The sequence below is a fragment of the Enterobacter sp. RHBSTW-01064 genome (assembly GCF_014103035.1).
GTDB classification, from domain to species: domain Bacteria; phylum Pseudomonadota; class Gammaproteobacteria; order Enterobacterales; family Enterobacteriaceae; genus Enterobacter; species Enterobacter mori.
On record NZ_JABXOU010000005.1, the window covers coordinates 393404 to 419190 of the forward strand.

Annotated in this window: 25 protein-coding genes and 2 tRNA genes; 10 read left to right on the plus strand and 17 right to left on the minus strand. The window is 54.9% G+C overall.

All coding sequences use genetic code 11. The features are described from left to right. Positions 1 to 121: 121 nt before the first annotated feature. On the plus strand, positions 122 to 748 hold the full coding sequence (locus tag HV355_RS17175; RefSeq protein WP_042719042.1) for a TfoX/Sxy family DNA transformation protein: 627 nt from the start codon (positions 122 to 124) through the stop codon (positions 746 to 748). Here HV355_RS17175 and yccS read toward each other — a convergent pair. Together yccS and HV355_RS17185 are read right to left on the minus strand one after the other, a co-directional pair. After that, on the minus strand, positions 705 to 2867 hold the full coding sequence (yccS, locus tag HV355_RS17180; protein WP_089598375.1) for a YccS family putative transporter: 2163 nt from the start codon (positions 2865 to 2867) through the stop codon (positions 705 to 707). The two genes, HV355_RS17175 and yccS, sit on opposite strands and share 44 nt — an antisense overlap. A gap of 18 nt (positions 2868 to 2885) precedes the next feature. After that, positions 2886 to 3332: a YccF domain-containing protein gene (locus HV355_RS17185; protein ID WP_100165146.1), complete on the minus strand. Its 447-nt coding sequence runs from the start codon at positions 3330 to 3332 to the stop codon at positions 2886 to 2888. A gap of 123 nt (positions 3333 to 3455) precedes the next feature. Here HV355_RS17185 and helD point away from each other — a divergent pair, with 123 nt between their 5' ends. After that, the gene (helD, locus tag HV355_RS17190) at positions 3456 to 5510 is read left to right on the plus strand and encodes a DNA helicase IV (RefSeq protein ID WP_182402792.1); all 2055 of its coding nucleotides are present in this window, start codon (positions 3456 to 3458) and stop codon (positions 5508 to 5510) included. A 58-nt stretch (positions 5511 to 5568) separates the two neighbouring features. On the opposite strand, the gene mgsA is transcribed toward helD, so the two are convergent. Beyond that, entirely contained in the window at positions 5569 to 6027 is a 459-nt protein-coding gene (gene mgsA / locus HV355_RS17195; protein ID WP_008499922.1) for a methylglyoxal synthase, read from the minus strand. Positions 6028 to 6107: 80 nt separating this feature from the next. Next, a complete protein-coding gene (locus HV355_RS17200) occupies positions 6108 to 6770 on the minus strand; it encodes a DUF2057 family protein (protein WP_174339306.1) in 663 nt (220 codons plus the stop codon). 171 nt (positions 6771 to 6941) lie between these two features. On the opposite strand from HV355_RS17200, the gene HV355_RS17205 reads away from it, so the two are divergent. Continuing rightward, positions 6942 to 7355 carry a CoA-binding protein gene (locus HV355_RS17205; RefSeq protein WP_182402794.1) on the plus strand — a complete coding sequence of 138 codons (414 nt, stop codon included), beginning with the start codon at positions 6942 to 6944 and terminating at the stop codon, positions 7353 to 7355. Positions 7356 to 7389: 34 nt separating this feature from the next. Here HV355_RS17205 and hspQ read toward each other — a convergent pair whose 3' ends face one another. The 5 genes from hspQ to HV355_RS17230 form a co-directional block, all read right to left on the minus strand. Continuing rightward, positions 7390 to 7707, minus strand: coding sequence for a heat shock protein HspQ (hspQ, locus tag HV355_RS17210; RefSeq protein ID WP_010429359.1), 318 nt, complete (start codon positions 7705 to 7707; stop codon positions 7390 to 7392). Positions 7708 to 7767: 60 nt separating this feature from the next. Further along, positions 7768 to 8958, minus strand: coding sequence for a 23S rRNA (cytosine(1962)-C(5))-methyltransferase RlmI (gene rlmI / locus HV355_RS17215; protein WP_108416029.1), 1191 nt, complete (start codon positions 8956 to 8958; stop codon positions 7768 to 7770). Positions 8959 to 9049: 91 nt separating this feature from the next. Next, entirely contained in the window at positions 9050 to 10651 is a 1602-nt protein-coding gene (locus HV355_RS17220; protein ID WP_182402796.1) for a glycoside hydrolase family 43 protein, read from the minus strand. Positions 10652 to 10686: 35 nt separating this feature from the next. Next, positions 10687 to 12000 (minus strand): glycoside-pentoside-hexuronide (GPH):cation symporter, encoded by a 1314-nt coding sequence (locus HV355_RS17225; protein WP_182402798.1) that lies wholly within the window; start codon positions 11998 to 12000, stop codon positions 10687 to 10689. 173 nt (positions 12001 to 12173) lie between these two features. Further along, positions 12174 to 13061 (minus strand): helix-turn-helix transcriptional regulator, encoded by an 888-nt coding sequence (locus tag HV355_RS17230; protein ID WP_089598382.1) that lies wholly within the window; start codon positions 13059 to 13061, stop codon positions 12174 to 12176. A 144-nt stretch (positions 13062 to 13205) separates the two neighbouring features. On the opposite strand from HV355_RS17230, the gene yccX reads away from it, so the two are divergent. Further along, on the plus strand, positions 13206 to 13487 hold the full coding sequence (yccX, locus tag HV355_RS17235) for an acylphosphatase (RefSeq protein ID WP_108416033.1): 282 nt from the start codon (positions 13206 to 13208) through the stop codon (positions 13485 to 13487). On the opposite strand, the gene tusE is transcribed toward yccX, so the two are convergent. Next, a complete protein-coding gene (gene tusE, locus HV355_RS17240; protein ID WP_010429378.1) occupies positions 13484 to 13813 on the minus strand; it encodes a sulfurtransferase TusE in 330 nt (109 codons plus the stop codon). The two genes, yccX and tusE, sit on opposite strands and share 4 nt — an antisense overlap. A gap of 90 nt (positions 13814 to 13903) precedes the next feature. Then, a complete protein-coding gene (yccA, locus tag HV355_RS17245; RefSeq protein WP_108416034.1) occupies positions 13904 to 14563 on the minus strand; it encodes an FtsH protease modulator YccA in 660 nt (219 codons plus the stop codon). Positions 14564 to 14832: 269 nt separating this feature from the next. Between yccA and HV355_RS17250 the strand changes: the two genes are divergently transcribed. The 3 genes from HV355_RS17250 (at position 14833) to HV355_RS17260 (ending at position 17241) form a co-directional block, all read left to right on the plus strand. Continuing rightward, the gene (locus HV355_RS17250) at positions 14833 to 16461 is read left to right on the plus strand and encodes an ABC transporter substrate-binding protein (RefSeq protein ID WP_182402800.1); all 1629 of its coding nucleotides are present in this window, start codon (positions 14833 to 14835) and stop codon (positions 16459 to 16461) included. A gap of 144 nt (positions 16462 to 16605) precedes the next feature. Continuing rightward, positions 16606 to 16693: transfer RNA gene (locus HV355_RS17255), tRNA-Ser, on the plus strand. Positions 16694 to 16983: 290 nt separating this feature from the next. After that, positions 16984 to 17241, plus strand: a complete 258-nt coding sequence (locus HV355_RS17260) for a YjhX family toxin (RefSeq protein WP_126816801.1) — start codon at positions 16984 to 16986, stop codon at positions 17239 to 17241. 100 nt (positions 17242 to 17341) lie between these two features. Here HV355_RS17260 and HV355_RS17265 read toward each other — a convergent pair whose 3' ends face one another. Next, positions 17342 to 18178, minus strand: coding sequence for an alpha/beta hydrolase (locus HV355_RS17265; protein ID WP_182402802.1), 837 nt, complete (start codon positions 18176 to 18178; stop codon positions 17342 to 17344). A gap of 297 nt (positions 18179 to 18475) precedes the next feature. Between HV355_RS17265 and HV355_RS17270 the strand changes: the two genes are divergently transcribed. Further along, positions 18476 to 18563 (plus strand) — tRNA-Ser (locus HV355_RS17270). A 44-nt stretch (positions 18564 to 18607) separates the two neighbouring features. Here the strand turns inward: HV355_RS17270 and HV355_RS17275 are convergent. The 3 genes from HV355_RS17275 to hpxO are packed head-to-tail and all read right to left on the minus strand — an operon-like array spanning position 18608 to position 21761. Beyond that, entirely contained in the window at positions 18608 to 19543 is a 936-nt protein-coding gene (locus HV355_RS17275) for a PDR/VanB family oxidoreductase (RefSeq protein ID WP_249420873.1), read from the minus strand. A gap of 11 nt (positions 19544 to 19554) precedes the next feature. After that, positions 19555 to 20589, minus strand: a complete 1035-nt coding sequence (hpxD, locus tag HV355_RS17280) for a molybdenum cofactor-independent xanthine hydroxylase subunit HpxD (RefSeq protein ID WP_182402806.1) — start codon at positions 20587 to 20589, stop codon at positions 19555 to 19557. 17 nt (positions 20590 to 20606) lie between these two features. Further along, entirely contained in the window at positions 20607 to 21761 is a 1155-nt protein-coding gene (gene hpxO / locus HV355_RS17285; RefSeq protein WP_182402808.1) for an FAD-dependent urate hydroxylase HpxO, read from the minus strand. A 239-nt stretch (positions 21762 to 22000) separates the two neighbouring features. Between hpxO and uraD the strand changes: the two genes are divergently transcribed. After that, positions 22001 to 22501, plus strand: a complete 501-nt coding sequence (gene uraD / locus HV355_RS17290) for a 2-oxo-4-hydroxy-4-carboxy-5-ureidoimidazoline decarboxylase (RefSeq protein ID WP_182402841.1) — start codon at positions 22001 to 22003, stop codon at positions 22499 to 22501. Beyond that, entirely contained in the window at positions 22498 to 22821 is a 324-nt protein-coding gene (gene uraH / locus HV355_RS17295) for a hydroxyisourate hydrolase (protein WP_042718743.1), read from the plus strand. Before uraD ends, uraH begins: the two co-directional genes overlap by 4 nt. Here the strand turns inward: uraH and guaD are convergent. After that, a complete protein-coding gene (gene guaD / locus HV355_RS17300) occupies positions 22801 to 24117 on the minus strand; it encodes a guanine deaminase (protein WP_182402842.1) in 1317 nt (438 codons plus the stop codon). The two genes, uraH and guaD, sit on opposite strands and share 21 nt — an antisense overlap. Positions 24118 to 24221: 104 nt before the next feature. Continuing rightward, positions 24222 to 25718, minus strand: a complete 1497-nt coding sequence (locus HV355_RS17305) for an NCS1 family nucleobase:cation symporter-1 (protein WP_029741848.1) — start codon at positions 25716 to 25718, stop codon at positions 24222 to 24224. Between the last annotated feature and the right edge of the window lie 69 nt (positions 25719 to 25787).

Genomic DNA, 25787 nt, shown 5'->3' on the forward strand with positions numbered 1-25787 from the left:
CCATTCTTGGTGCGCCATAAAAAATCATCTTGCCCTCCAGCAATAAGTTGCCTATTTTCCTGCTAACGGATCCGTTAGTGAGAAATATCGTTGTTAATAATTGATTTTAAATGGAATTATCATGAAAAAGATATCTTATGAGCGGATTTATAAATCGCAGGAATACCTCTCGCCGTTAGGCGAAATTCATCATCGGGCGCTATTCGGTGGGTACACCCTGGCGGTGGATAATGCGGTGTTCGCGATGGTGTCGGAGGGGGAACTCTACCTCCGGGCCTGTGAAGAAAGTGCCAGGTATTGTGTAAAAAACGCCTCTTCGTTTCTGACGCTGATGAAACGGGGCCGTCCCGTCCTGCTTAATTATTATCGGGTGGACGACGGGCTGTGGCAGGACAGGGACAAATTGCTCCAGCTTTCCTCCTTTGCTCTCGACGCGGCAAGGAAGGAGCGCTGCCAGCGCCATCAGCGCAACCGGCTAAAAGATCTTCCGAACCTGACCTTTCAACTTGAGGTGCTGCTTTTAGAAGCAGGCATCACTAATGAGGAAACCTTACGGGAACTGGGCGCCAGGAAATGCTGGTTAAAGATGAGGTCCAAAAACAAGGCCTTAAGTATTAAGGTGCTGTTCGCGCTGGAAGGTGCCATCGAAGGGCTACATGAAGCGGCGCTCCCGGCCGACATTCGCCGGGAGCTGACAGAGTGGTTTAATGCGCTGCCCGAGAGTCAGGAGCATCATTCCTCAAGGTAGCGATCTGCTGCTGCAGCCGGCAGATTTCCGGCAGCAGGGCAATCAGCAGGCCGATTTGCTGCAGGACCAGCGGGGCTTTGTTGTCGGCGCCCGGGTCAAGGTGGGCAATACGTTGGGCCAGTTCATCCAGCGATTGTTGAACGCGCGGCTCATCGGCTGGCCGATGATGAAGCGCATCATCGACGTAGCAGACAGCATCATCCAGTAAGGCGAGAATGCCCGGGTTGGTCAGTTTCTCACGGTGTGCGCCCAACGTAGAAATATAGCTAGTGAACGTATGATTCAGACACAGCAGACGAAAAGCGGTTTCCCGAATTTCCGCGGTGGCGCGCGGTTCCGTGGACATGTTCGAGACCACCGACGCCAGTTCCGCATCGCTGTTATGCGCATCGCGTCGGGCAATGCGATAAGCAAGGCGGTTATCGCGCCCCTGGTGGTATTGCTCAAGGATCGCATCAAGGTACCGGCAGTTTGCATTCATCGCCCTGTCTAACACACGCGGCAAATTACGAAAACGCCAGTCGGGCCAGATGAAACTCACCGCCGCCCAGGCGATAGCGCAGCCAATGAGCGTGTCGATCACGCGGGGCAGGGCAACTTCAAACCCTTCTCCCAGCAGGTTAAAGCACAGTAAAACCAGCAGCGTGATGAACATCGTCGCGTGGGCGTATTGCACATTACGGAAGGCGAAGAACAGTACGCCGGTAATGACGATCAGCACCAGTTGGCCTTCGATGGACGGCACGAAATAGAGCACCGGCAGGCCAATGGCGACGCCTACCAGCGTTCCAATAATACGTAACGCCAGGCGGTGGCGGGTGGCGTTATAGTTGGGCTGGCAGACAAACAGGCTGGTGAGCAGGATCCAGTAGCCGTGGTGTAAACCGGTTATTTGAATAAACGCATAACCCACGCACAGGACCAGTGACATTCTCACCGCGTGACGAAATAGAGCAGATTCCGGCGTAAAATTGCGGCTCAGCCGCAGCCACATGTCGCTAACGCTATGCACGCTGTCATCAGCAAGCTGATTATCGGCATCGTTGCCCGGCATGGCCATCGCCTGCTCGGATTCAATCGTCGCGAGCTGAGCATCGATTGCCCGCAGGTTATTAAGCAAAAACCCCAGCGCTTTTATATGTTCCGGTGCGGTTCCACTGGCCTGCACGCGGTCGATTGCCGCATCAAGATGGCTAAACGCGCGCTCAAACCGCGGGTCATGCTGATAGGGCGTTCGCAGTAAAATTGAACGCGCTAGCTGCTGGCACGCCTGAGACTGCATGGAAAGTAACCGCTGGAAGCGGAACATCACGTCGCTGTAGCGGAACGTTTCACGCAGGGCGGCATATTGAACGTGCGAAGAGCTGGCGCGTTCATGGATGTCCTGAGCGGCAAAGTAGTAGTGAAGTGTTCTTCGCGTCCCGCGTTGGCCGCGGTCTCCGCGCAGTCGGGTCAGCAGGGAGGCTTTGGTCTGGTTCAGCGTGGCGACCAGCTGGCCGTTTGCCAGCGCCAGATCGTAAAGAGGGGCCTGACTTTCCTCTTCGATATCCGGGTCAAACAGCCGGGATTTCAGCTCCAGATAATGAGCCAGCTGCTCATAGCTGCGAGCAAGATTATCCTGCAGAGGGCGCACCGGGAAGATGAGGTGCCCTGTTAACGTCAGTAGGTTATACCAGATGGCCCCCAGCAATAGCAGTACGGGTTGCTGGTACCACTGATCGTACAGCGACACGCCCAGCATGGTGTAAATAGCAATCAGCAGCGCGCCAAATGCGATGGTGGCATAACGCTGTCCAAGCCCGCCGAGCAGAATAAAGCCGCTGGTGGAGAGCGTAAGGCCTAAGGCAAATAGCCAGGGCCACGGGAAGAGCAGCTCGACAGACGCGGACGCAATAAAGAAACAGACAAGAGTGATAACCAGGTTGCGCAGACGCCCGGCCAGACGGTCATCGAGGTCCGCAAGCGCCCCCGCAACCACCCCTAACGTGAGCGGAATCGTGAGCTTAACGTCATTCAGCCACCACGGCAGGGCAACGGTGCCACAAAGAGCGATAAAAATTCTGACGTTATAAAGCCAGATGCTGTTCCAGGTATAACGGCGAAGCAGTGGGCTTAGCATGAGCGCGGCCAGTCCTTATTACTGAAAACGACGGCGAGCATTGGCCTCACGCGCGGCTTGCGCCACCTCAACCGGGACGACCCTACGTCCAACCGGCCACAGGGCAATGACGGCAATTTTAAAGTTCGCGATCCCAACAGGAATGCCAATAATCGTCACGCACTGGGCGATACCGGCAAAAATGTGCATCAGGCACAGCCACCAGCCAAAGAAAATCAGCCACAGAATATTCAGTACGGTGCCGCCGGTATTCATCAGCGCGTTTTTACCTTCCGGGTTCAGCTCATCAACGTGGACAGCCTCATTACCGTAGGGAATAAAGGAGAGTTTGGTGATTTCCCAGCAGGAGCGCGTCAGCGGCAGGGTAAAGATAAGCACGATGCTGACCAGAGTGGCAAAAAGCCAGGAAAGGGTGGTGGCAAAACCGCCCAGCACAAAATTCAACACATTCAGAACGGTACGCATAAACCCTCACTTCCTTTCGATAAAATTAACGCCCACTGATTGTAACGTTTTTTTAGGCTGGAGCACCTTAAAACTGGCAGTTAAACTATCAGGCAAATTATCTCTTCGTGGATCCGGCTGGATATGGAACTGAAAGCAACGTCAATGGGCAAACGCCTGGCTCAACACCCTTACGACAAGGTTGTGCTCCTTAACGCGGGAGTGAAAGTCTCCGGGGAACGCCACGAATATCTCATTCCTTTCAATCAAATGTTGGCGATCCACTGTAAACGTGGGCTGGTGTGGGGCGAGCTGGAGTTCGTTTTGCCTGCCGATAAAGTGGTGCGCCTTCACGGCACCGAGTGGGGGGAAACCCAGCGTTTTCATTACCATCTGAACACGCTCTGGCAGCAGTGGAGCCAGGATATGAGCGTGATTGCCGCCCAGGTTTTGCAGCAGGTACTGGATGAAATCGCGCAGGGCGATGCCCAACACAAATGGCTCACGCGCCAGCAAACTGCGGGACTGCAGCAAAAAATAAAACAGGCGCTGACTGCGTTGCCGTTCCCCGTAGCGCGTCTCAATGAGTTTGAAAATTGCCGCGATGCATGGCGGAAGTGCCAGGCATGGCTGAGCGATATTGATAAAAGTCGCCTGACGCATAACCAGGCCTGGACCGATGCCATGCTCACCCAATATGCTGATTTCTTCAGCACGGTCGAGTCATCGCCGCTTAACCCTGCGCAGGCGCGTGCGGTGGTCAACGGTGAACAGTCGCTGCTGGTACTTGCGGGTGCCGGGAGCGGTAAAACCTCGGTGCTGGTGGCTCGCGCAGGCTGGCTTCTGACCACTGGCGAGGCCGTTGCAGACCAGATTCTGCTGCTGGCATTTGGTCGCAAAGCCGCACAGGAGATGGACGAACGTATCCAGGCGAGACTGCATACCCAGGATATCTCGGCCAGAACGTTTCATGCGCTTGCGCTGCATATCATTCAGCAGGGCAGCAAGAAAGTCCCGTCCATCAGTAAGCTGGAAAACGACACGCAGGCGCGCCAGGCGCTGTTCATTAAAACGTGGCGGCAACAGTGCAGTGAGAAAAAAGCACAGGCAAAAGGCTGGCGTCAGTGGCTGGAGGAAGAGCTGAACTGGGCGGTGCCGGAAGGCAGTTTCTGGCAGGATGACAAGCTGGCACGTCGGCTCGGCTCGCGTCTCGATCGTTGGGTCAGCCTGATGCGCATGCACGGCGGTTCGCAGGCCGAGATGATTGAAAGTGCCCCGGAGGCGATCCGCGCGGTGTTTTCAAAGCGCGTGAAGCTGATGGCTCCGATGCTAAAAGCCTGGAAAACGGCACTGAAAGAGGAGAACGCCGTCGATTTCTCCGGGCTTATCCATCAGGCCATTATCATTTTAGAGAAAGGACGTTTCGTCAGCCCGTGGAAGCACATACTGGTGGATGAGTTTCAGGATATCTCTCCGCAGCGTGCCGCTCTGCTCTCTGCGCTGAGGGCGCAGAACAAACATACGTCGCTGTTTGCGGTGGGGGATGACTGGCAGGCCATCTATCGCTTTAGCGGGGCGCAGCTTTCACTGACGACAGCGTTTCACCACTATTTTGGCGAAGGCGATCGCAGCGATCTGGACACCACCTACCGCTTCAATGCGCGCATAGGCGAAATAGCCAACCGCTTTATTCAGCAGAACCCGCACCAGCTGACCAAACCGCTCAACAGCCTGACGCCGGGGGATAAAAAAGCGGTCACCCTGTTAGCAGAAGATCAGCTTGAGCCGCTACTGGATAAACTGAGCGGCTACGCGAAACCCGACGAACGCATTCTGGTGCTGGCGCGCTATCATCACCTCAAACCGGCCGCGCTGGAAAAGGCCGCTACACGCTGGCCGAAACTGCAGCTTGAATTTATGACAATTCACGCCAGCAAAGGGCAGCAGGCTGATTATGTGATTGTGGTGGGGCTTAAAGAGGGCAGCGACGGTTTCCCGGCCCCGGCCCGCGAGTCGGTGATGGAAGAGGCCCTGCTGCCGGTGCCGGAAGATTTCCCGGATGCAGAAGAGCGACGTCTGCTGTATGTGGCGATAACCCGCGCGCGTCATCGCGTATGGCTGTTGTTCAATAAAGAGGAGCCATCCGTGTTTGTCGATATTCTGAAGAGTATTGATGTGCTGGTGGCGCGCAAACCATAGCGATGTCAGGCAAGATTTTGTAGGCCGGGTAAGGCATAGCCGCCACCCGGCAAAAAAGCTACTTCAGTCTCTCGGAAAGATAGCGCTGGTAGTCCGGAATAAGGATATCCACCGGCGAGTTAAACTGCGGCGATTCAATGATGAAATCCGCCGTCGACAGGTTCGTTGCCACCGGAATATTCCACACCGTCGCCAGGCGCAGCAGCGCTTTAACATCCGGATCGTGCGGAACCGCGTTCAGCGGATCCCAGAAGAAAATCAGCACATCAATTTTCCCTTCCGAAATCTGTGCGCCTACCTGCTGATCGCCGCCCATCGGGCCGCTCAGCATGGCGTTCACTTCGAGACCCGTTTCGCGCTGGATCAGATTGCCGGTTGTACCGGTCGCTGATAGGGCGTGCTTTTCCAGCAATGACTGATGGCGGCGAACCCAGTTAAGCAGCATTTGTTTACAGTGATCGTGCGCAACCAGAGCAATATGTTTGCGTTCCGGGAGCGTGCGTGTTGTCAGTTCCATAATCATATCCATCAGGTTAACTGACTACACGATGACGGGAACCGCCTGATGCTGCAAGAGAAAGGCGTAAAAAATGTGGCTTACGACGAAGGTTGTTGTTTTGCCCACTGCAAAAAGCGGGCGCGCGTATCGGGATCGGCCTGCTGGAACCAGAATTTCAGGCGTTGCTCCGTCAGCGTCTGGGACTGAGGCGGTATAACATCCAGCTCTGAAACACCGGATAACAGCGTACTGTCGTCGGCCATCATGGTGGCAAACTGCGGAAGAGAGGCGCGTTTACCCGCTTTGTTATAAGACTCGGTTGCGGCCTCGTAGTCCGTGCCTTTTGGCGAGGTGGTTAGTGCCAGAATATCAAGCTTCACCGGGATCGGCATCGAATCCCCATCCAGCAGCTCAACGCGCGGCGCGGCGTCGAAAGCGACGGACTCTTTTTCGCTCTCAAGCCGCGGCAGGGTAATGTTTACCTGACTGACCCGCTGGGTATTAAAGCTGACAATCAGTGGGGGAGAGATGTACATCCGTTGTTCATGATTCGCAAGACCGATCGTTTTTTCTACCCGAAACACCAGCTGATGCGGCCCGTTATCCAGTTCGATGCTCTCTGCGCCGCGCAATAATGAACTGGAGACTTTTTTTCCGTCCAGCACCAGCAGGTCAATATCAGTAGAGAGCCGAAGCGTGGTTGCAAAAACGCAAACCGGCATCACTAACGCAATCACAGCAGAGACAATGCCGGTTTTCATAGGTGACTCCAGTTGAAAATTATACCCGCAAGAATGTATCAAAATTTTTCGATAATCACGTTTACTAACATATAGACATAAATCACCGTTTTGCCCTCATACATCTGTATGGGATGAATGGTTGAGATGTGCGCTTTGGCGTACACTTTGAAAAAAGCCAGGAGAAAAAGCATGAGAGAGAATGATATTGCCGAGATTTTGACATCCACGCGCACTATTGCGCTGGTGGGTGCCAGCGATAAACCGGATCGTCCAAGTTATCGCGTGATGAAATACCTTCTCGATCAGGGCTATCGCGTGATCCCCGTTTCGCCGAAAGTGGCGGGAAAGACGTTATTAGGCCAGCAGGGCTACGCCACGCTTAACGATGTACCGGAAAAAGTGGACATGGTAGATGTGTTCCGTAATTCCGAGGCGGCATGGGGTGTCGCGCAGGAAGCGATTGCCATTGGTGCGAAAACGCTGTGGATGCAGTTGGGCGTCATCAACGAACAGGCTGCCGTACTGGCGCGCGAGGCGGGTTTACAGGTGGTTATGGACAGATGCCCTGCCATTGAAATCCCCCGGCTGGGGCTGGCTAAGTAAAAAAAGGCCCGATTACCGGGCTTTTTTTACACGCTCAGTTGCGCAGGCGCGGTGCCTGCAACTGCTTGCGGATAGTCTGCGCTAATTCATCCATCGTGGGTTGCTCCGGATGTTCATCCTGCAGCTCACTGCTTAACTGCGCCTCAGCGAGGTAGGTGTGAACGGGTTGCCCGTCGTCACCTTCCATCACCACGTGGTACCAGGGCGCGGCACGAAGCTCTGCATCAACCGCCAGCTCGTCGGCTGACGGTTCGTCAAGGGAATACTCCGGGTCGATATCCACGACCACACCCAAATACCCAAGCAAGGTGTGGCGGACCTGCTGGCCGATACCGAATTTGCTGGCAATCATAGTCACCTCCCGGGAAACATTACTTACACAGGATGTGAGGGCAATATTTCTCTTTTCAAGTTACATGACGCGACAGGCAAACCCTTTCAGATACAGCCCTTCCGGGTAGGTAGCGATCACCGGATGATCGGCCGCCTGACGGAACTGCTCTATAAATTGTACATCACGACCAGCATCTATTGCGGCATCGGCGATGATTTTCTGAAATAAATCTGTGGTCATCAGGCCGGAGCAGGAGAACGTGAGCAGAACCCCGCCCGGGTTCAGCAGCTGGATAGCCAGCATGTTGATATCTTTATACCCGCGGCATGCACCCATCAGCTGGCTTTTGTTTTCCACAAACTTAGGCGGATCCATGACGATAACATCGAACTTCTCGCCCTGATCGCGATATTTACGCAGCAGCTTGAAGACGTCATCACGTACAAACTCCGCTTTGCTCAGGTCCAGCTTGTTTAGCTCAACGTTCTGTTTCGCCACGTCCAGCGCTTCCTGTGATGTATCCACGCTAACGACCTGGGCACAGCCGCCCATCAGCGCAGACACCGCAAAACCGCCCGTGTAGGAGAAGCAGTTCAGCACGCGCTTGTTCGCCACGTACTGACGGGTTGCCAGACGGCTGTCACGCTGGTCGAGGTAGTAACCTGTTTTGTGGCCGCCCTGAATATCCACCAGCAGCTTCATGCCGTGTTCTTCGATAGGCAGCAGGGCAGGCGGTAATTCACCGGTAACAGGCCCTTGCGTCAGCTCCATGCCCTCTTTTTTACGCACCGCCACATCGCTGCGGTCATAAATGGCGCATTCAGGGAACTGAGACTGAAGGGCGCTGATCAGGGCAGCACGCTGATATTCCGCACCTGCGCTTAACAGCTGCAGCACCATAAAGTTGCCGAAGCGATCGATGGTCACGCCCGGCAGACCGTCGGACTCACCGGCGATCAGCCGATAGCTGTCCAGCCCGTCACGTTTTGCCAGCCACTCACGCCACTGCTGAGCCTGCTGCAGGCGGCGGACGAAGAAATCGATATCGATGGTTTCATCTTTATCGAACGTCCAGACGCGAGCGCGGATCTGCGATGCTGGCGAGTATGCGCCGCGCGCTAACCATTTCCCCTGATGGTCAACGATATCGATGGTTTCACCGAGGTTGGCTTTACCTTCCATACGCGCAACCGCGCCGGAAAAGACCCAGGGATGGCGGCGCAGCAATGACTTCTCGCGCCCTTTGGCTAACACTAAACGTACACTCATAATTTCTATTCTGTCGATTGCATGGAAATGGCGCGTAGAGTACCACAGAAGGCCAGTGGCAATCATCTGCGGACACTCTGCGCGCCCTTAACTAAAAATCTTCCGGGAAATAGGCAAAGTAGTCAAAATCGGCCGGGATATGTTCGCCCGTGAAATCCTGACAGCACATCCCGACAAAGGCACCGGTGAAGCGCTCTATGCCACGTTCCTTAAAATATTCATCGGACAGTTTGCTGTATTCAACATAACCCCCAATCGGGATCCATTTTTTTTCATCGAGTGAATAGTAAAAAAGAGCACCATCATCTTTGACGCAGACTCTGAGGTAAACCAGACCTTCTGCGGCAATTTTTACCCCTTCTCCTGTCGGTAAGGAGAATCGGTTCAGGTCATTAACCATCAAATTGACCGTCCGTTCTCCCGCGTCGTTACAGGATATGTTCAGATAAACGTAGTTGGTGGTGTCGTAAAAGCAGACCAGCCCGGCCATCTGCTGGAAAGAGTGAGGCTTAAAATCTACGCATGTCTGAGCGGTAAATATAAAATCGGTTTGTCTTCTTGCCAGCAGGCTTTGATAGTGCTGTGAACTCAGGGATTCATAACCCCGCAACCGTAACCATCCGCGCCTTTCCGTAAGCGTGCACATTTCCTCGCTTAAGGGGATGCGTAACGACTGATAGTGGAGGGGCAGCTCCGGCGTATCGAACTCATCCCGGGCTGGCGGCGTTGGCCACGGACGTTCTTTCAGGCGCGTCTGCACCGTTAATTCTGGCGTAATGCTGTTATTTGTTAAGCGCAGCCAGCCATCCTCCGTCCAGTAAACCTGCTGAATAGCGGTTTCTCGACCCATCGGGCTGCGTCCTTTTGAGGGCAACGGTCGCCCGCATAAATGCACAATAAACCATTCGCCCAGAGCGTTATCAAAAAGATCCGCATGGCCGACGCGCTGTAAAGGTAAACGGCAATCAAAGCGAGATGTCATCATTTGCCCGATGGGATCGGTTTCGTAGGGGCCAAACAGATGCCGGGAGCGCGCCAGCGTGACGCCATGGTTATAAAACGTCCCGCCTTCGGCCACTAACAAATAGAACCAGCCGTTCAACTCATAAATGTGTGGCCCTTCGGTGATGCCCAACGCGGTACCGGCGAAAATTTTACGGCACTCGCCGGTTAAGCGACTATTCTGCTCATCGTATTGTTGGATGATAATGCCATTCCACTTGGGGAATCCTGCCTCCCCGCCGTCCCTGTAGCTCATCTCCATGCTCACAAGCCATTTCGTACCGTCACTGTGGTGGAACAGTGAGGGATCAATCCCTCTGCTATTGAGATACGTTGGCTCAGACCATTCACCTTCGATATCGTCCGTGGTCACGATAAAGTTATTCGGGTCCCAGAAACGACCGCTCACGTTTTTGACATCGGTATAGATGAGATAAAATTTTCCGGCATCGTAGCTGAGGCATGGCGCATAGATTCCGCCGGAATTCGGATTCCCGCGCATGTCCAACTGACTTTTCCGCTTCAGGGGATGAGAAATCAGCCGCCAGTTTTTGAGATCGTATGATTTATACAAACAAATACCTGGAAACCATTCAAATGTCGATGTTGCTAAGTAATACGCCTCACCCACTCTTATAATAGAGGGGTCCGGATTAAAGCCTGGGATAATGGGGTTAGTTATTATGGTCATCTTCGATTCCTGTTATGAAAATAGCGGTGGTAACGTCAGGCCTGTAACGCATTATGGGTCCGGTATTGCCTCATGATGAGGTACATCATGAAGACAAAAGCAGCGGGAATAAGCGTAAAGATAAGCCGCACAATCAGAATGGCGAGATCGGTTTGGATCGCAGCACTGCCTACATAGCCGCCCACGGTGAGCAGCCAGCCAATGATGGCACCGCCAACCGCAATGCCAATCTTTATAGCGAAAAGATTGGTTGAGAAAACTAAGCCACTCAGCGAAATGTTTGACTGTTTTTCAACGTTATCAATGATGTCACTGAGCAGGCTCCATTGCAGGGGGGCAGAACTGGCGTCGATGAAATGAATCAGGCAGATCACCAGGCAAACCGGCAGGACGTATTCTGCAGGAATGGCGAAAAGAATAATTAAGATAATGGCTTGTATAATTAACGAAATTTTATATGACAATACCCGGTCATAATTTTTATATAATAGCGTTGTCGACAATGCGCCCACAAATCGGGTGCAGAGAATAATAATAAGCACAAGTCCCACTAAATCGGGTCTTTTCAGATAATAGCTAACGAAGTAAATGGCTCCGCCCGTTTTCAGGATGCCAGCGATAAGGCTTGCAATATTGAGGCTGAAAATACAGCGCCAGTTATGATCTTTCACCACGACGGTCAGATCATCATAGATGCCACGAAAGTTACGTTTTTTATCCACCGCTTTCGTGTAATGTTCCCTGGTCATGGCAAAGCAACAGTAAAACATGATAGTGCTGATCGCCCCCATAATCACCATCGCCAGAAAATAGCCTTTCTGTAGATCGCCTTCACCCAAAATTTTGGTTAATGGTAGCGCCACGACGGAAACAATAATCCCTCCTAAAGCAGCGAAGGCAAAACGATAAGACTGCATTGAAACCCGTTCTTTTGCATCACTGGAAATGTTATTAATCAGCGCGCAGTAGGGAACGTTAACGAGGGAATAAAAAAGCGAGAGGGCAGTATAAGACACATACGCATAGACAATTTTGGCCGTCTCGCCAAAATCGGGTGTATAAAACGTCAGGGCACCAAAAATACCGAAGGGCAGCGAGAACCAGAGGAGATAAGGTCTGAACTGACCGTACCGGGTCTGAGTATGGTCGGCCAGATAGCCAATGTACACGTCGGCAATGGCATCAAACGCTCTGACGACCAGGAACATGGTCCCCATATGAAAAGCGCTTAGTCCGTAGATATCTGTATAAAAGTAGGCCATGAAAAGCATTATCGTTTGCCAGATAATATTGGACGCACCATCACCTAATCCATAACCAATCTTTTCTTTGAATCCTATTTTTCTCATAATAAATACCTTTTAATCAGGATGAGTACGAATCCGAAATGAGTGGCCAGTCTCAGGTTAAAAGATAAATATTAAGAGCATAAAAAAATGTATGAGAAAGATGCTTTTATATAATTTTTTTGCGCAGGTAGATTTGTGCCGATCACAGTTTTATCAACGACGCGGTTTTACGCTTAAAGCTGCACGTTATGACCGGTTTTTAACTGTTCTGATGTCAGATTGCTGTTCCTGAATTTTTTAGGTGTAACGCCGATAACCCTTCTGAACTGGAAGCAATAGTACGCAGCATCTGTAAACTCACATTTGTAAGCAATGTCGGTGATGCTAAGTTCTGTATTACGCAACAGCTGTATTGACAGGGCGATTTTCTTTCGCAGAAGATATTCCTTAAAACTCACCTGCATAATTTTTTTAAACGTTCTGGAAAAATGACTGGGTGAGAGTCCGACCGATTCAGCGGCTTCGTTCAAACTCATCGTAAATGAGGTTTGCGTTTCCAGGTTGATCACAAAAGAGATAATAACCGCAAAGATGGATTGATGATCCGTCTCTGTGGCGATTTTGGTTGCGTTTTCGGCATGCTGCAGAACGGTGCTGAGTAACAAAATCATTAACGGCTTAATTTCTTTTTCAGAATAGGCCGTCTCATTGACTTCTGAGAACCATTTGAAAATAAATTGTAATCTTTCTGCATCCTTTTCCTCCAGGCAGGAAACGACACCCGTATGTGATTCCAGGGCGGGTACTGGATATTTCAGATTGCTGAGCGCAGTATGATCATATTGTAAGATAAAACGTTCATGGTCTGCCGTAAAATCCAGTTCCATATCATGCAGCGTGAGTGGGCTGACATAGACAAGCGTATTATTCTGGAGAGCGAATTTTTCACGGCCAATACTATAGCTGCCTCTGGCTTTGTAAAACCACATTATTTCATGTTCGAGATGCATATGTGGCTTGATGTACATTCCACCTTCCGGCACTTTTTCCTGTGCGCGTAATATGTAATTTAACCCGGCTTTCGTTTCCAGCTTCTCAAAGAAATAATCTGATGGTGGCATAGGTTTTTCCTAAAATTCATCTGTTTATCCTGTTATTTTGATACCATATTTTGAGACGATTTAAAAACCGGCATAATTTGCTATTCTTTGAATTCGAATAGAAAGAGGGGCGGGCTGCGCTCCGGACGGATAAGGAGAATAACGATGTCAAACGTGTGCACCATCGCCTGGGTTTACGGCGTCGTTCAGGGTGTCGGCTTCCGTTACAGTACCCAGCGCGAAGCCGTACAGCTAGGGTTAACGGGATATGCACGTAATATGGACGACGGCAGCGTAGAGGTACTGGCCTGTGGTGAAGAAGAACAGGTTGAGAAGCTGGTGGCGTGGCTGAAAGCGGGCGGGCCGCGAAGTGCGCGGGTTGATAAGGTTTTAACGGAACCGCATCAACCCGGTCGGGAGTACGTTAACTTCGGTATTCGCTATTAAATGCACTTCACCGGCTTAGGCAAGCCAGCAATCTTTGTTGCCTGTTTTGCCGGGCCTTTTGGAAACAGGCGATACAGATAACGGCTGTTACCTTTCTCTTCGCCGAATTTATTGGCCATGGCTTTGACCAGCATACGAATAGCCGGAGAGGTGTTGAATTCGAGATAGAACTCGCGCACAAAACGCACCACTTCCCAGTGTTCGGGGGAGAGGACGATACCCTCTTTCTCCGCAATCACCGCTGCCAGCGCTTCGCTCCACTGGCCACTCTCTTTGAGATAACCGTCGTTATCGGTCTCGATCTCTTTGCCTTCAAAACTCAACATAATCATTCACGCATCAGTCAAAAACCGCAGCAGTGTATCAAAAAACAAAGCCCCGCATAAGCGGGGCCAGGTTTACATAGCTCTGTGGCTTTAATCGCGGCTGGCGAAGCCCAGAATGCTCAGCAGGCTGACGAAGATGTTATACAGCGACACGTACAGGCTCACGGTAGCGCGGATATAGTTCGTCTCACCGCCGCGAATGATGTTGCTGGTTTCAAACAGGATGGCACCTGAAGAAATCAGAATAAACACGGCGCTAATCGCCAGGTGCAGGGCAGGCAGCTGCAGGAAGATGTTTGCCACCATACCCACCAGCACGACCACGATACCCGCCATCAGCATACCGCCGAGGAAGGACATGTCCTTACGGGTAGTGAGTACGTAGGCCGAACAGCAGAAGAACACCAGTGCCGTACCGCCCAGCGCCATACCGATAAGGTCGCCCATCCCGGCAGACAGATACGCATTCAGCATCGGCCCCAGGATGTAGCCCAGGAAGCCAGTGAAGGCAAACGCAGACAGAATACCAACCGGTTTGTCAGCGGTTTTGTAGGTCAGGAACATCAGACCATACATCCCCACCAGCGTCAGGATCAGCCCCGGAGACGGCAGCATCAGCACGGTGCTGGCGGTGGCGGTGATCGCCGAAAACGCCAGCGTCAGGCTAAGCATGAAATAGGTATTGCGCAGCACCTTATGGGTACTGAGTAGCGATGTGCGGTCGCGTGAAGATGTAATTATACGATCCATGAGTCACTCTCTTATGACAGATGTAATTAACGGCAAGAATAGGAAACGGTGCGCCAGTCTCAAAGTGGTTTTACCCATCTTTACTCAGCACGTTAGCGCTGATGCTGGTTATTTCTTCTGCGAAAATCATTTCCCACAGGATGAACAGCGGATTACTAATTTTATTCAGATCAACCTCTTATAGGTTACTGAAAAATATTGCCTTATTTCAATGCGGGCGCTAAGAGTTATTCCCGGATCGTCATAAAACAGACAATAAGGCGAAGGATATGAAACCACAAACACGCACTAACTTTACACTCTCTTTGTTAACCGCGGCCATACTGTGCACCAGCACGGCAAGCTGGGCGGCTAACGTGCCGGCAGGAACGCAACTGGCAGAGAAGCAGGAACTGGTCAGGAACAACGGCAGTGAACCCTCATCGCTTGACCCGCATAAAGTCGAAAGCGATGTCGAATTCAATATTATCAGCGATTTATTCGAAGGGCTGGTCAGCGTTTCTCCGAACGGTGAGATCCAGCCGCGGCTGGCGGAGAAATGGGAGAACAAAAACAATACCGTCTGGACGTTCCATCTGCGTCCTGGCATCACCTGGAGCGACGGCACCGCCATTACTGCAGAAGATGTGGTCTGGAGCTGGCAGCGTCTGGTCGACCCTAAAACCGCTTCGCCGTACGCCAGCTATCCGGGCAACATGCACATCATCAACGCCGCAGAGATTGCGCAGGGTAAACAAGCGCCCGATAAACTGGGTGTGAAAGCCATCAACGACACTACGCTTGAAGTCACGCTCACCCAGCCAAATGCCGCTTTCCTGGCGATGCTGGCGCACCCGTCGCTGGTGCCGGTGGATAAAGTGCTGATTGGGCGTTTCGGTGATAAATGGACCAAACCCGAGCATTTCGTCAGCAGCGGTGCTTATAAACTGTCGCAGTGGGTGGTCAACGAGCGCATTGTGGCCGAGCGCAACCCGCGCTACTGGGATAACGCGCATACCGTTATCAATAAAGTGACGTACCTGCCCATCTCGTCTGAAGCCGCGGATGTGAACCGCTATAAGGCCGGTGAAATCGACATCGTTTATACGGTGCCGATCAATCAGTTTGCGCAGCTCAAGAAAACGCTGGGCAGCGAACTGGATGTTTCTCCACAGCTTGCCACGTACTGGTATGAGTTCAATACCACCCGTCCGCCGTTTAATGATGCCCGCGTGCGTAGGGCGCTGAACATGGCGCTGGATAAAGACATCATCGCGGAGAAAGTGTTAGGGCAGGGGCAGCGCCCGGCGTGGCTCGTCAGCCAGCCGGATATCGGCGGTATCACGCTAAAAAACCCGGATTACGCCAGCTGGCCGATGGAAAAACGTATTGCCGAAGCCAAAAAACTGCTGGACGAAGCCGGTTTTAACGCCAGCCACCCGCTGCGCTTTAATCTGCTCTACAACACGTCTGAATCGCACCAGCGCATTGCCATCGCGGCCAGCTCAATGTGGAAGAAAAATCTCGGCGTGGAGGCGAAGCTGCAAAATCAGGAGTGGAAAACCATGCTGGATACCATGCACACCCACAACTTTGACGTGGTGCGCTACGCCTGGATTGCGGATTACGATGATGCGGCGACCTTCCTCAACAACTACCGTACCGGAGACAGTGAAAACACCAGCCAGTACAGCAACCCGGAGTATGACCAGGCGTTAGTCAATGCGGCGAAAGCGAAAACGCCGGAAGAGCGCGGTAAATTCTACCAGCAGGCAGAGGATCTTTTAGGGCGCGACGTGCCTGCGATCCCGGTCTATCACTACGTCCGTACACACCTGGTGAAACCGTGGGTGGGCGGATTCACGCCGGATAAGCTGGGGTACTACTACACCAAAGATATGTACATCAAGAAGCACTAAGCCTGAATGCTGCATGTTGTGCTGAGAAAATGGCCAATACGTTGTCAATTCAACCGATTAAACGCGTATTGGCTATTTTTAAAGCGAACGAAAGCCGTGGCTCTTTACAGCACGCAGCGAGGTGTTTATAGTTCGCCTCACTTAGGAAGCGTGGCCGAGCGGTTGAAGGCACCGGTCTTGAAAACCGGCGACCCGAAAGGGTTCTAGAGTTCGAATCTCTACGCTTCCGCCAAATTTAAACCCCAGGTTGCTCGTCAATCTGGGGTTTTTCTTTTGCATTGGCCGATCCGGCTCACATTTTTAAAAAACCGCTATTCCCCTATATAAAACAGGCGTTATCATTCACGCCGTAAATATCTTGCTATCTCTCACCGAGGCTTTGATGCTGGAGAATGTTTTCATCAGATAATCAGTTTCCCGCCCTTTTCAGGACGGACTGGTTATCGCTGCGCTTAAACCTTACGCACGCACCTGCGGGTGTGGGCTCGTTTTTACGCATGATGATTACACAGGTTTTCCAGTATGAATTTATCCCGTCAGGAACAACGAACCTTACACGTTCTCGCCAAAGGTGGACGTATTGTGCACGTCCGCAACAGTTCTGGCCGCGTCACGTCCGTTGAGTGCTACACCCGTGAAGGGCTGGTGCTGAGCGACTGCACGCTTAACGTCTTTAAAAAACTCCGCACTAAAAAGCTGATCCGATCCGTGAACGGGCAGCCTTATCGCATCAATACCACCGGGCTGAACAACGTTCGCGCCGAGCTGGATAATCGGTAAACGGAATAAACAACGCCACCCTTGGGTGGCGTTGGCCTACGGTGGATCGTGCGAAATCTAGGCCGGGAAAGCGCAGCGCCACCCGGCAAGAAACGCGGCGTTATGAGCGGATAAAGGCCAGAATGTCCGCGTTGATAATATCCGCATGAGTGGTATGCATCCCGTGCGGGAAGCCCGGATAAACTTTCAGTACGCTGTTCGCCAGCAGCTTGTCCTGCAGTAGAGAGGCATTTTTATACGGCACGACCTGATCGTCGTCGCCCTGCAGCACCAGTACGGGAACCGTGATGGCTTTTAAATCCTCCGTCTGGTCGGTCTCTGAAAACGCCTTTATTCCCTCATAGTGAGCCTTGGCACTTCCGATCATTCCCTGGCGCCACCAGTTCTGAATGGTGCCCTGCGAAACGTCGGCCCCGTCCCGATTAAAGCCGTAGAAAGGACCGCTGGCGACGTCGAGGTAAAACTGGGCGCGGTTAGCCGCCAGCGCTTTGCGGAAGCCGTCGAAAACCTCGATGGGCGTCCCACCGGGGTTAGCGTCCGTTTTTACCATCAGAGGCGGGACGGCGCTGACGAGCACCGCTTTGGCGACGCGCCCCTGCGGTTGTCCGTACTGTGCAACGTAGCGGGCGACCTGGCCGCCGCCGGTGGAGTGGCCGACGTGCACGGCGTTGCGCAGGTCCAGGCTTTCAACCACGGCCGACGCATCGGAGGCATAATGATCCATATCGTGGCCTTCACTCACCTGATCCGAACGCCCATGACCGCGACGGTCGATAGCGATAACGCGATAGCCTTCCGCAAGGAAGAAGAGCATCTGGTTATCCCAGTCGTCGGCACTCAACGGCCAGCCGTGATGGAAAACAATGGGTTGCGCCTCTTTTGATCCCCAGTCTTTGTAGAAAATGTTGACGCCGTCTTTCGTTGTTACGAATGCCATACCGCAAACTCCTCAGTTAAAGGCAACATGATCGCAGGCTGAAAGGCTTGAATCCTCATCGCCCTGATTGATCCGGCTTTTTCGCGTTCACCGTACCGGTAGAACCTCTAAAGTGTAGGAGAAATACCAGAAGTAGACGGTTTCATTCCCGTTAAAAGCAGCCATACGCACGCTGGCCACGGGGGAGCAGGCCCTGCGTTTTACACCTCGGCTGAATGAGTTTTGCGCAGGCGCGTAGAAATCGAAAAATTCCTGCTTTACAAGGCGCTAATAGGTGTTTATAGTGCGCCTCACTTTGGAAGCGTGGCCGAGCGGTTGAAGGCACCGGTCTTGAAAACCGGCGACCCGAAAGGGTTCTAGAGTTCGAATCTCTACGCTTCCGCCAAATTCGAAAACCCTGCGATAGCAATATCGCAGGGTTTTTTCGTTTTACAGCGCAATCACCAGTTCCCCGGAATGGCTTCGGGAACAGCACAGCGCCACCTGCTGGTCCGGCGCGCCTTTTTCCGCCTCCGACTGCACGCTATCCCGGTGATCCACCACGCCGTCAATCACCGGCGTCAGGCACGCGCCACAGATCCCCATTTCGCACGACAGCGGCACGTCTACACCGTTTTCCTGCAATACCTGGGCGATGGTTTTATCCGCAGGCACCGGCCAGCGCTCGCCGGTGGAGGCCAGTTTGACCGTGAAGATCTCGCCGGTTTCACCGCCTGCGGCAGGAGCAGCGGGCTGAAACGCCTCGCTGTGAAGATGGGCGTCAACCCATCCCTTCGCTGTGGCCACCTCCCGCACTTTTTCCATAAACCCTGCTGGACCGCAGATCCAGGCGTGAAGCCCCGCATCAGCCGCCGGAAGATGCTCTGCCAGCGCTGTGCGCGGGCTGGCGGTATGAATGATGCACTCACCGCACTGCGAGAGCTCGCGCGCAAACGCCGCGCTTTCGCGGTTTCTGACGTAATAGTGCAGGGTAAACGGCGTTCCGGCTGCCTTCAGCTGCAGGGCCATCGCATACAGCGGCGTAATGCCAATTCCTGCCGCCAGGAGCAAAACCCGCTCTGCCTGACCAAGCGGAAACAGATTGCGCGGGGCGGAAATCATCAGCTTCTGCCCGGGACGCAGCGTCTCGTGAACGTAGCGCGACCCGCCGCGCGAGGCAGTTTCCCGGCCCACGCAGATAAGGTAGCTCTCTTCCTCACAGGCCCCGGTCAGGGAATACTGGCGCACCACGCCGCAGGGCAGATGCACATCAATGTGGGCGCCGGGCTGCCACGTCGGCAGTGCTTTACCGTCTTCAGACACCAGCCTGACGGCGAGGCTTTTGTCGCCCTCGCGCCACAGCCCGTCAACAATCACGCTCAGCATATCGGCCTCCGTCATACCAGGAAAAACTCGCCAAAGCCCATTTTTTTTAGTCCCCGACGGTAGGCTATTGAGCTTTTGTCAGCGGGAATATGGGCTTCCAGCGTCAGGTCCAGCGGCAGGCTTTCCGGACGCTGGGTTTCCACCATCAGGCGATCCTCTTCGAAGATGCGCAGGTTAAAGGCATGCACGTCTTCCACCGGAATATGTAGGTCAAGGTTGCGCGCAATAGGGGCGAACATGCGGGTGACGCGCGATGACACGGGCGACGCGGCGTTCATGATCACCAGTCTCGACTCTCCCGGAAAATGAATCGTCAGAGTGGCGGTAAACGGCAGATGCATTTCAAAATGGCGCAGCCACTGGAACCCTTCTGGCACCTGCACGGGTGAACCGGCGGGATAGTTGCTTACGGAGCTCCAGTAATCCGCCACGAAGCCGAACGGCGTCTCCTGTGGCTGATAGGCGGGCACAAGCTGATTATTGGGATCGGCAAAGGTATTAGTGTGGATCCACGCAAAGTGCGCCACGTCCAGAAACCCCTCCACCTGTCGCCCGGCGAAGCCATTCACCTCAAACGCCGGGCAGTTGATCTGCTGAAAGCCTGCGTCATCCCAGTGCGGCATGGTGGGAAGTGGCGCAGGATTGTCCGGGTCAAACGCCAGGCAGGTCCAGATCAGGCCGAAGCGCACCTCCACGGCGTAGTTAATCAGGTTCAGCTTCGCCGGAACGGGCTGGTCGGGGCTGGACGGAATACGGTTGCAGCGCCCGTCCTCCCCAAAGCGGAGGCCGTGATAGGGGCAGATAATCCCGTGCTCGTCGTGAAAGCCGAGCGTCAGTGGCACGCCGCGGTGCGGGCAGACGTCACGGGCGACCACGACCTGGTCGTTAATCCAGTAAATCACCAGCTGTTCATCCAGCAGGGTCGCCTTGAGCGGTGCCGGGCCGACGTCGCAGGCGCGCGCGACCGGATGCCAGCATTTCGCCAGGCGCAGCCAGTCCTCTGGCTCAAACGTGCAGTGGGCGGGTGGAGTCGGTTCTCTTTTCATCGTTATCCCTCTTACGTTCAGCCTAACGGGCCGCCCTGAATGGTCTCGCACAGACCGTTAATGATGCGCTCGCCGGTCTCCTCTTTGAGCTCCTGATACCAGGCCTGCGTCAACGCCATGTCTTTCCCGTGGGTGACGTCGCAGCGTTTACGCGCCTTCAGCACCAGGTCGCGCACCCGGTCGCAGCGCAGCGCTTCGTACTGCCGCAGCGCCAGCGAAATGCTGTGGTTTTCACGCAGGCATTCCCCCAGCACCACGGCATCTTCCATCGCCGCACAGCCGCCCTGGCCGATGTCCGGCGTGGTGCTGTGCGCGGCATCGCCGAGCAGCGCAACGTTTCCGCGCACCAGGCTGTCGAACGGCTCGATGTCGTGGATCTCAATGCGGTTGGTGGTCTCGGGATCCAGCGCCGCGATAAGCGTCTGCACCGGCGGCGCCCAGCCGCGGAAGTAGCCCGTGAGATCGGCGCGCAGGGTGGTGCGATCCTCTGCCAGGCCCGCGGGCAGCGGCACGTCAAAAAAGAAGTAGAAACGACCGCCGGAGACGGGCATCAGCGACACGCGTTTACCTTCGCCAACGAAGGTGGTCCACTGGTGCGCCGGGGCTATCTCTTCATCAATCTTCACCAGCCCGTTCCAGTTCACGTACCCGGCGTAGCGGCGCTCCGGGGTGTATCCCAGCACGTACGGACGAACCGCCGAGTGGCTGCCGTCGGCGGCAATCAGAAAATCGCCTGTTGCCGTGCTGCCATCGGTAAAGGTCACGCTCACGCCCGTGTCGTCTTCCTGAACGTGTTCCACCCGCTTGCCGAACTGCACCCTGTCGCGACCCCAGAAGTCCAGCATTTCGCGCTGGAGTTCAGCGCGCGAGACGGGGCAGGGACGCCCGCCGGTACGCTCAACCAGCGGGGCAAGGCTAAAGCGGGTCAGGGTCTCGCCGCGCCGGTAATCTTTGTAGGCCATAAAACGCATCGGACCGCCGTAAGTCTCGATGATGTCGCCCATGCCGAGGTGCTGCATGCATTTCACGCCGTTAGGCCAGATGGAGATGGCCGCGCCGACGGGCCTGATCTCTCTTACGGCTTCAAACACGGTACAGTCGATGCCCGCTTTCTTCAGCGCGACGGCGGCACTCAGGCCGCCAATTCCCGCACCAATAACGATTGCTTTCATGCTTCTCTCCTTTTGCAGGGTGTAAAAACATTCAGCAATTTGCGTACCAGGCTGCAGAGTGGCGAAAACGGCGTTGTGAGCGGTGAGTTTGCACTGCTAAGGTGCGCAAACGCGGTGAAGGTGCCTTTTTATGAATCAATAATTTCCTGTTGAGCTCTACGGAATCGACTGTTTCACACCTGCGCTCAGAATGGCGTGGTTTGTGCAAGAACCCGGAGGATGACAATAAAGGAGACGCTATGATCGCACTGCACGAGTTCAATCATCTTTCCCACGAAAAGGCGTTAGCGCTGATTCACCCCTGCGTGGCGCTCCCCGGCTGGGCCGACGCGCTGGCTCTGGGGCGGCCCTACGCCAACCGGGACGAATTGTTCAGTACGGCAAACGCGCTGACGCAAGCCTGGGACGAAGCGGCGCTAGCGCAGGCCCTGAGCGCCCATCCACGCATCGGGGAAAAGCCGGCGGGCTCACAGGCGGAGGCGGCGCTGTCGCGCCAGGAGCAGGGCGCGGTGAATGAAGGCGATGCTGACCTTGCTCAGGCGCTGCGCGAGGGGAATGCCCGCTACGAGGCCCGCTTCGGACGCGTGTTTCTGATCCGCGCGAAGGGCCGCAGCGGCGAAGACATTTTACAGGCGCTGCACGCGCGGCTTGAAAACAGCGATGCGCAGGAAGTTCGGGCCGCACTGGGACAGTTGCGGGAAATTACGTTACTACGTCTGGAAGGAGTCATTAGCGAATGAGCACACTCAGCACCCATATTCTGGATATCTCGACGGGCCAACCCGCAGAGGGCGTGACAGTTCATCTCGAACGGGAGGGTGAAATCATGGCGACGGGCGTGACCAACGTAAAGGGTCGCATCACCGAATTTGTCCCTTTCCTGCCAAAAGGCCGCTATCGGCTGGTGGCGGAGATCGGCGCGTGGTTTAGCGAAACCGGTCGCGACACGCTCTACCCCTGCGCGCAAATTGATTTTGTGACGGGAGAAACGGCAGGCGAGCACTTCCACCTGCCGTTTGTGATTGCGCCCGGCGGGTGGTCAACCTACCGGGGCAGTTGACCATACCCGCTCGCCGTTAACCCAGGTCTCGCTGATGTTGCGCTCGTCGCCCAAGGTCATCAGCACGAAAAGCTGCTCGTAGATATCCTGACAGCGGCGATTACGCAGGCGCTGCAGCGGCGTCACGTCAGGATCGATAACCACGAAATCCGCCTCTTTGCCGGGCGCGAAGTTGCCAATCTTATCGTCCAGCCTGAGGGCGTGCGCGCCGCCCAGCGTGGCGTGGTAAAACGCCTCGCTGGCGCGCAGGCGGTAGCTCTGAAGCTGGCCGACCTTGTAGGCTTCCCCCAGGGTGCGCAGCATGCTGAAGGTGGTGCCCGCGCCGACATCGGTGCCGATGCCCATCCGCACCTTGTGCTGCCAGCAGGCGGGCAGGCGAAACAGCCCGCTGCCGAGAAACAGGTTCGAGGTGGGGCAAAATGCCACCGCCGAACCGGTGTCGTGCAGGCACTGCCACTCGCTGTGGTGTAGATGAATCGCGTGGGCAAACACGCTGCGCTCGCCGGTCAGGCCGTAGTGGTGATACACGTCCAGATAGCGCTCATGTTCCGGCCAGAGGTCGCTTACCCAGGCCACTTCGTTGGGGTTTTCGCTCAGGTGGGTCTGCAGCCAGGTATCCGGGAACTCCTCTCTGAGCAGGCTGACCGCGGCAAGCAGCTCGGGTGATGAGGTCGGGGCAAAGCGCGGCGTAATGGCATAGCCCAGCCGCCCCCGGTGGTGCCAGCGCTGAATCAGCTCCCGCGTCTGCCGGTAGCTCTGCTTCGCGTCTTCGCTCAGGTAGTCCGGCGTGTGCCTGTCCATCATCACCTTTCCGGCGATTAGGCGCATGTTCAGGCGCAGGGCTTCGGTAAATAGCGCCTCGACCGATTCCGGGTGCAGCGTGCAAAACACCAGCGCGGTGGTGGTGCCGTTGCTCACCAGTTGCTGAATGAAAAATTCGGCGATCTCTTTCGCATAGGCTTCATCGGCAAACTGGCTCTCCACCGGGAAAGTGTAGGTGGTCAGCCACTCCAGCAGCTGTTCACCAAAGGCGCCGATCATCTCCGTTTGCGGGTAATGGACGTGGGTGTCGACAAAACCGGGCAGCAGCAGCCTGCCGCGCAGGTCGGTGTAGCCCTTGTGGGGGTCAAGATACTGCTCGCCCTCCTGCCACGGCATCTGCGCCAGAATTTTTCCGTTCTGTATAAACAGCACCCCGTCCTCAAGGTAGCGCGCGTGCCGGGCAATCTCGTCTGCGCTGTCGCAGACCTGGGCAATATCAAAAAATGCGCCGCGGATCGCTGTCTGGTAATCCATCATGGTTCCTGCCTTAATGTTTGCGTAGCGGGGTGAAAAGGCGCAGCAAGAACGGTGCCAAAAAATGGACGGGCCGCAGATACCCTGCGGCCGGAAGGAGGGGATTACTCTTTTTGCGTCGCCACGCGGGAGCTGAACGACGTCGCGCCCGCCGTCTCGCGATCTTCCCGCGCCAGCCAGCGGTAGGTCACGCCGCCGAGGAAGACGCCGATGAACCAGCTGAAGTTCGCCACCTCATGCAGGGCCGGAATAAAGCTAATCACCAGGCCCACGGCAACGGACGGGATTAGCGCGCCAATGGCTTTCGGGTTAAAGCCGTTGCGGTACCAGTATTTGCCCTTTGGCGTGTCGTCGAACAGATCGTCGACCGACACCTTGCCGCGTTTAATCAGGTAGAAGTCGGCAATCAGAATGCCGAACAGCGGTCCGATGAACGCCCCGAGCACGTCCAGGGTGTAGTGGATAAGCTCCGGCGAGTTGAACAGGTTCCACGGGGTGAGCAGGATCGAGCCGACGGCGGCAATCATGCCCCCGGTGCGGAAGCTGATTTTCTGCGGCGAGCAGTTAGAGAAATCAAACGCTGGGGAGACGAAGTTCGCCACGATGTTGATCCCGATGGTGGCGGTGATCATCGTCAGCAGGCCAATCGCCACGGCCAGATCGTTGCCCACGCGGCTGACGGTCTCGATCGGGTCGGTGATCATGCGGCCAAACAGCGACTGGGTGCCGGAGACAATGACCACGGTGACGATGGAGAACAGCAGGAAGTTAAACGGCAGGCCCCAGCGGTTGCCGCGGCGGATCTCGCCCATGCTTTTGCCGTAGCGGGAGAAGTCGCCAAAGTTGAGCAGTGGGCCGGAGAAGTAAGACACCACCAGCGCGGTCGCGGTGATCATCTGCCAGGTCTGCTCGCCCGCGCTCAGGGATTTGCTGGCGAGGGTGAAGGAAATGCCGTCAAAACCGGTCTTGTATACAATCCAGCCTGCAAGGGCCAGCATCACCACGTAGACCGCCGGACCGGCGATATCAATAAAGCGCTTGATGGCGCTCATGCCGTGCCAGAAGACCATCGCCTGCAGTACCCACATGATGGCAAAGCAGATCCAGCCCAGATGCGACAGGCCCAGGAACGCGCCGGTAGTAAGCGAAGAGAGCGACGGCCAGAACTTCAGCGCCACCAGCATCAAGGCGTTGGCGGCCAGATAGGTCTGAATGCCGTACCACGCGAAAGCAATCAGCCCGCGGATCACCGCCGGAATATTGGCCCCGAAGACGCCAAACGCCTGACGGCTTATCACCGCGTAGGGCACGCCCGCCATCTGGCTCGGTTTGGCCACCAGGTTGGCGCACAGCTGCACGATGCAAATTCCCACCAGCAGGCAAAGCAGCACCTGCCAGCTTGCCAGCCCGAGCGTAAAGAAGCTCGCGGCGACAACATAACCCCCCATGCTGTGGACGTCCGACATCCAGAACGAAAAAATGTTGTACCAGCTCCAGTTCTGGTCACGCGTCGGTGCCAGATCCTCATTGCAAAGACGTGGGCTGTAAACCGCACCGGAATCAGCGGCCGTACCCTGCTGCGCGTTTTGACTGTTTGGCATGAAACCTGCTCCTGTGAATGAAAACCCGTTGAGTGGGAGTGCAGACGGTATTGCAGGATCCAGGCCAAA

What these genes read in the sequence shown, in the direction of transcription:
- HV355_RS17175 (WP_042719042.1), top strand. Translation starts at nt 122, where the DNA reads ATGAAAAAGATATCTTATGAGCGGATTTATAAATCGCAGGAATACCTC.
- yccS (WP_089598375.1), bottom strand. Translation starts at nt 2,867, where the DNA reads ATGCTAAGCCCACTGCTTCGCCGTTATACCTGGAACAGCATCTGGCTT.
- HV355_RS17185 (WP_100165146.1), bottom strand. Translation starts at nt 3,332, where the DNA reads ATGCGTACCGTTCTGAATGTGTTGAATTTTGTGCTGGGCGGTTTTGCC.
- helD (WP_182402792.1), top strand. Translation starts at nt 3,456, where the DNA reads ATGGAACTGAAAGCAACGTCAATGGGCAAACGCCTGGCTCAACACCCT.
- mgsA (WP_008499922.1), bottom strand. Translation starts at nt 6,027, where the DNA reads ATGGAACTGACAACACGCACGCTCCCGGAACGCAAACATATTGCTCTG.
- HV355_RS17200 (WP_174339306.1), bottom strand. Translation starts at nt 6,770, where the DNA reads ATGAAAACCGGCATTGTCTCTGCTGTGATTGCGTTAGTGATGCCGGTT.
- HV355_RS17205 (WP_182402794.1), top strand. Translation starts at nt 6,942, where the DNA reads ATGAGAGAGAATGATATTGCCGAGATTTTGACATCCACGCGCACTATT.
- hspQ (WP_010429359.1), bottom strand. Translation starts at nt 7,707, where the DNA reads ATGATTGCCAGCAAATTCGGTATCGGCCAGCAGGTCCGCCACACCTTG.
- rlmI (WP_108416029.1), bottom strand. Translation starts at nt 8,958, where the DNA reads ATGAGTGTACGTTTAGTGTTAGCCAAAGGGCGCGAGAAGTCATTGCTG.
- HV355_RS17220 (WP_182402796.1), bottom strand. Translation starts at nt 10,651, where the DNA reads ATGACCATAATAACTAACCCCATTATCCCAGGCTTTAATCCGGACCCC.
- HV355_RS17225 (WP_182402798.1), bottom strand. Translation starts at nt 12,000, where the DNA reads ATGAGAAAAATAGGATTCAAAGAAAAGATTGGTTATGGATTAGGTGAT.
- HV355_RS17230 (WP_089598382.1), bottom strand. Translation starts at nt 13,061, where the DNA reads ATGCCACCATCAGATTATTTCTTTGAGAAGCTGGAAACGAAAGCCGGG.
- yccX (WP_108416033.1), top strand. Translation starts at nt 13,206, where the DNA reads ATGTCAAACGTGTGCACCATCGCCTGGGTTTACGGCGTCGTTCAGGGT.
- tusE (WP_010429378.1), bottom strand. Translation starts at nt 13,813, where the DNA reads ATGTTGAGTTTTGAAGGCAAAGAGATCGAGACCGATAACGACGGTTAT.
- yccA (WP_108416034.1), bottom strand. Translation starts at nt 14,563, where the DNA reads ATGGATCGTATAATTACATCTTCACGCGACCGCACATCGCTACTCAGT.
- HV355_RS17250 (WP_182402800.1), top strand. Translation starts at nt 14,833, where the DNA reads ATGAAACCACAAACACGCACTAACTTTACACTCTCTTTGTTAACCGCG.
- HV355_RS17260 (WP_126816801.1), top strand. Translation starts at nt 16,984, where the DNA reads ATGAATTTATCCCGTCAGGAACAACGAACCTTACACGTTCTCGCCAAA.
- HV355_RS17265 (WP_182402802.1), bottom strand. Translation starts at nt 18,178, where the DNA reads ATGGCATTCGTAACAACGAAAGACGGCGTCAACATTTTCTACAAAGAC.
- HV355_RS17275 (WP_249420873.1), bottom strand. Translation starts at nt 19,543, where the DNA reads ATGCTGAGCGTGATTGTTGACGGGCTGTGGCGCGAGGGCGACAAAAGC.
- hpxD (WP_182402806.1), bottom strand. Translation starts at nt 20,589, where the DNA reads ATGAAAAGAGAACCGACTCCACCCGCCCACTGCACGTTTGAGCCAGAG.
- hpxO (WP_182402808.1), bottom strand. Translation starts at nt 21,761, where the DNA reads ATGAAAGCAATCGTTATTGGTGCGGGAATTGGCGGCCTGAGTGCCGCC.
- uraD (WP_182402841.1), top strand. Translation starts at nt 22,001, where the DNA reads ATGATCGCACTGCACGAGTTCAATCATCTTTCCCACGAAAAGGCGTTA.
- uraH (WP_042718743.1), top strand. Translation starts at nt 22,498, where the DNA reads ATGAGCACACTCAGCACCCATATTCTGGATATCTCGACGGGCCAACCC.
- guaD (WP_182402842.1), bottom strand. Translation starts at nt 24,117, where the DNA reads ATGGATTACCAGACAGCGATCCGCGGCGCATTTTTTGATATTGCCCAG.
- HV355_RS17305 (WP_029741848.1), bottom strand. Translation starts at nt 25,718, where the DNA reads ATGCCAAACAGTCAAAACGCGCAGCAGGGTACGGCCGCTGATTCCGGT.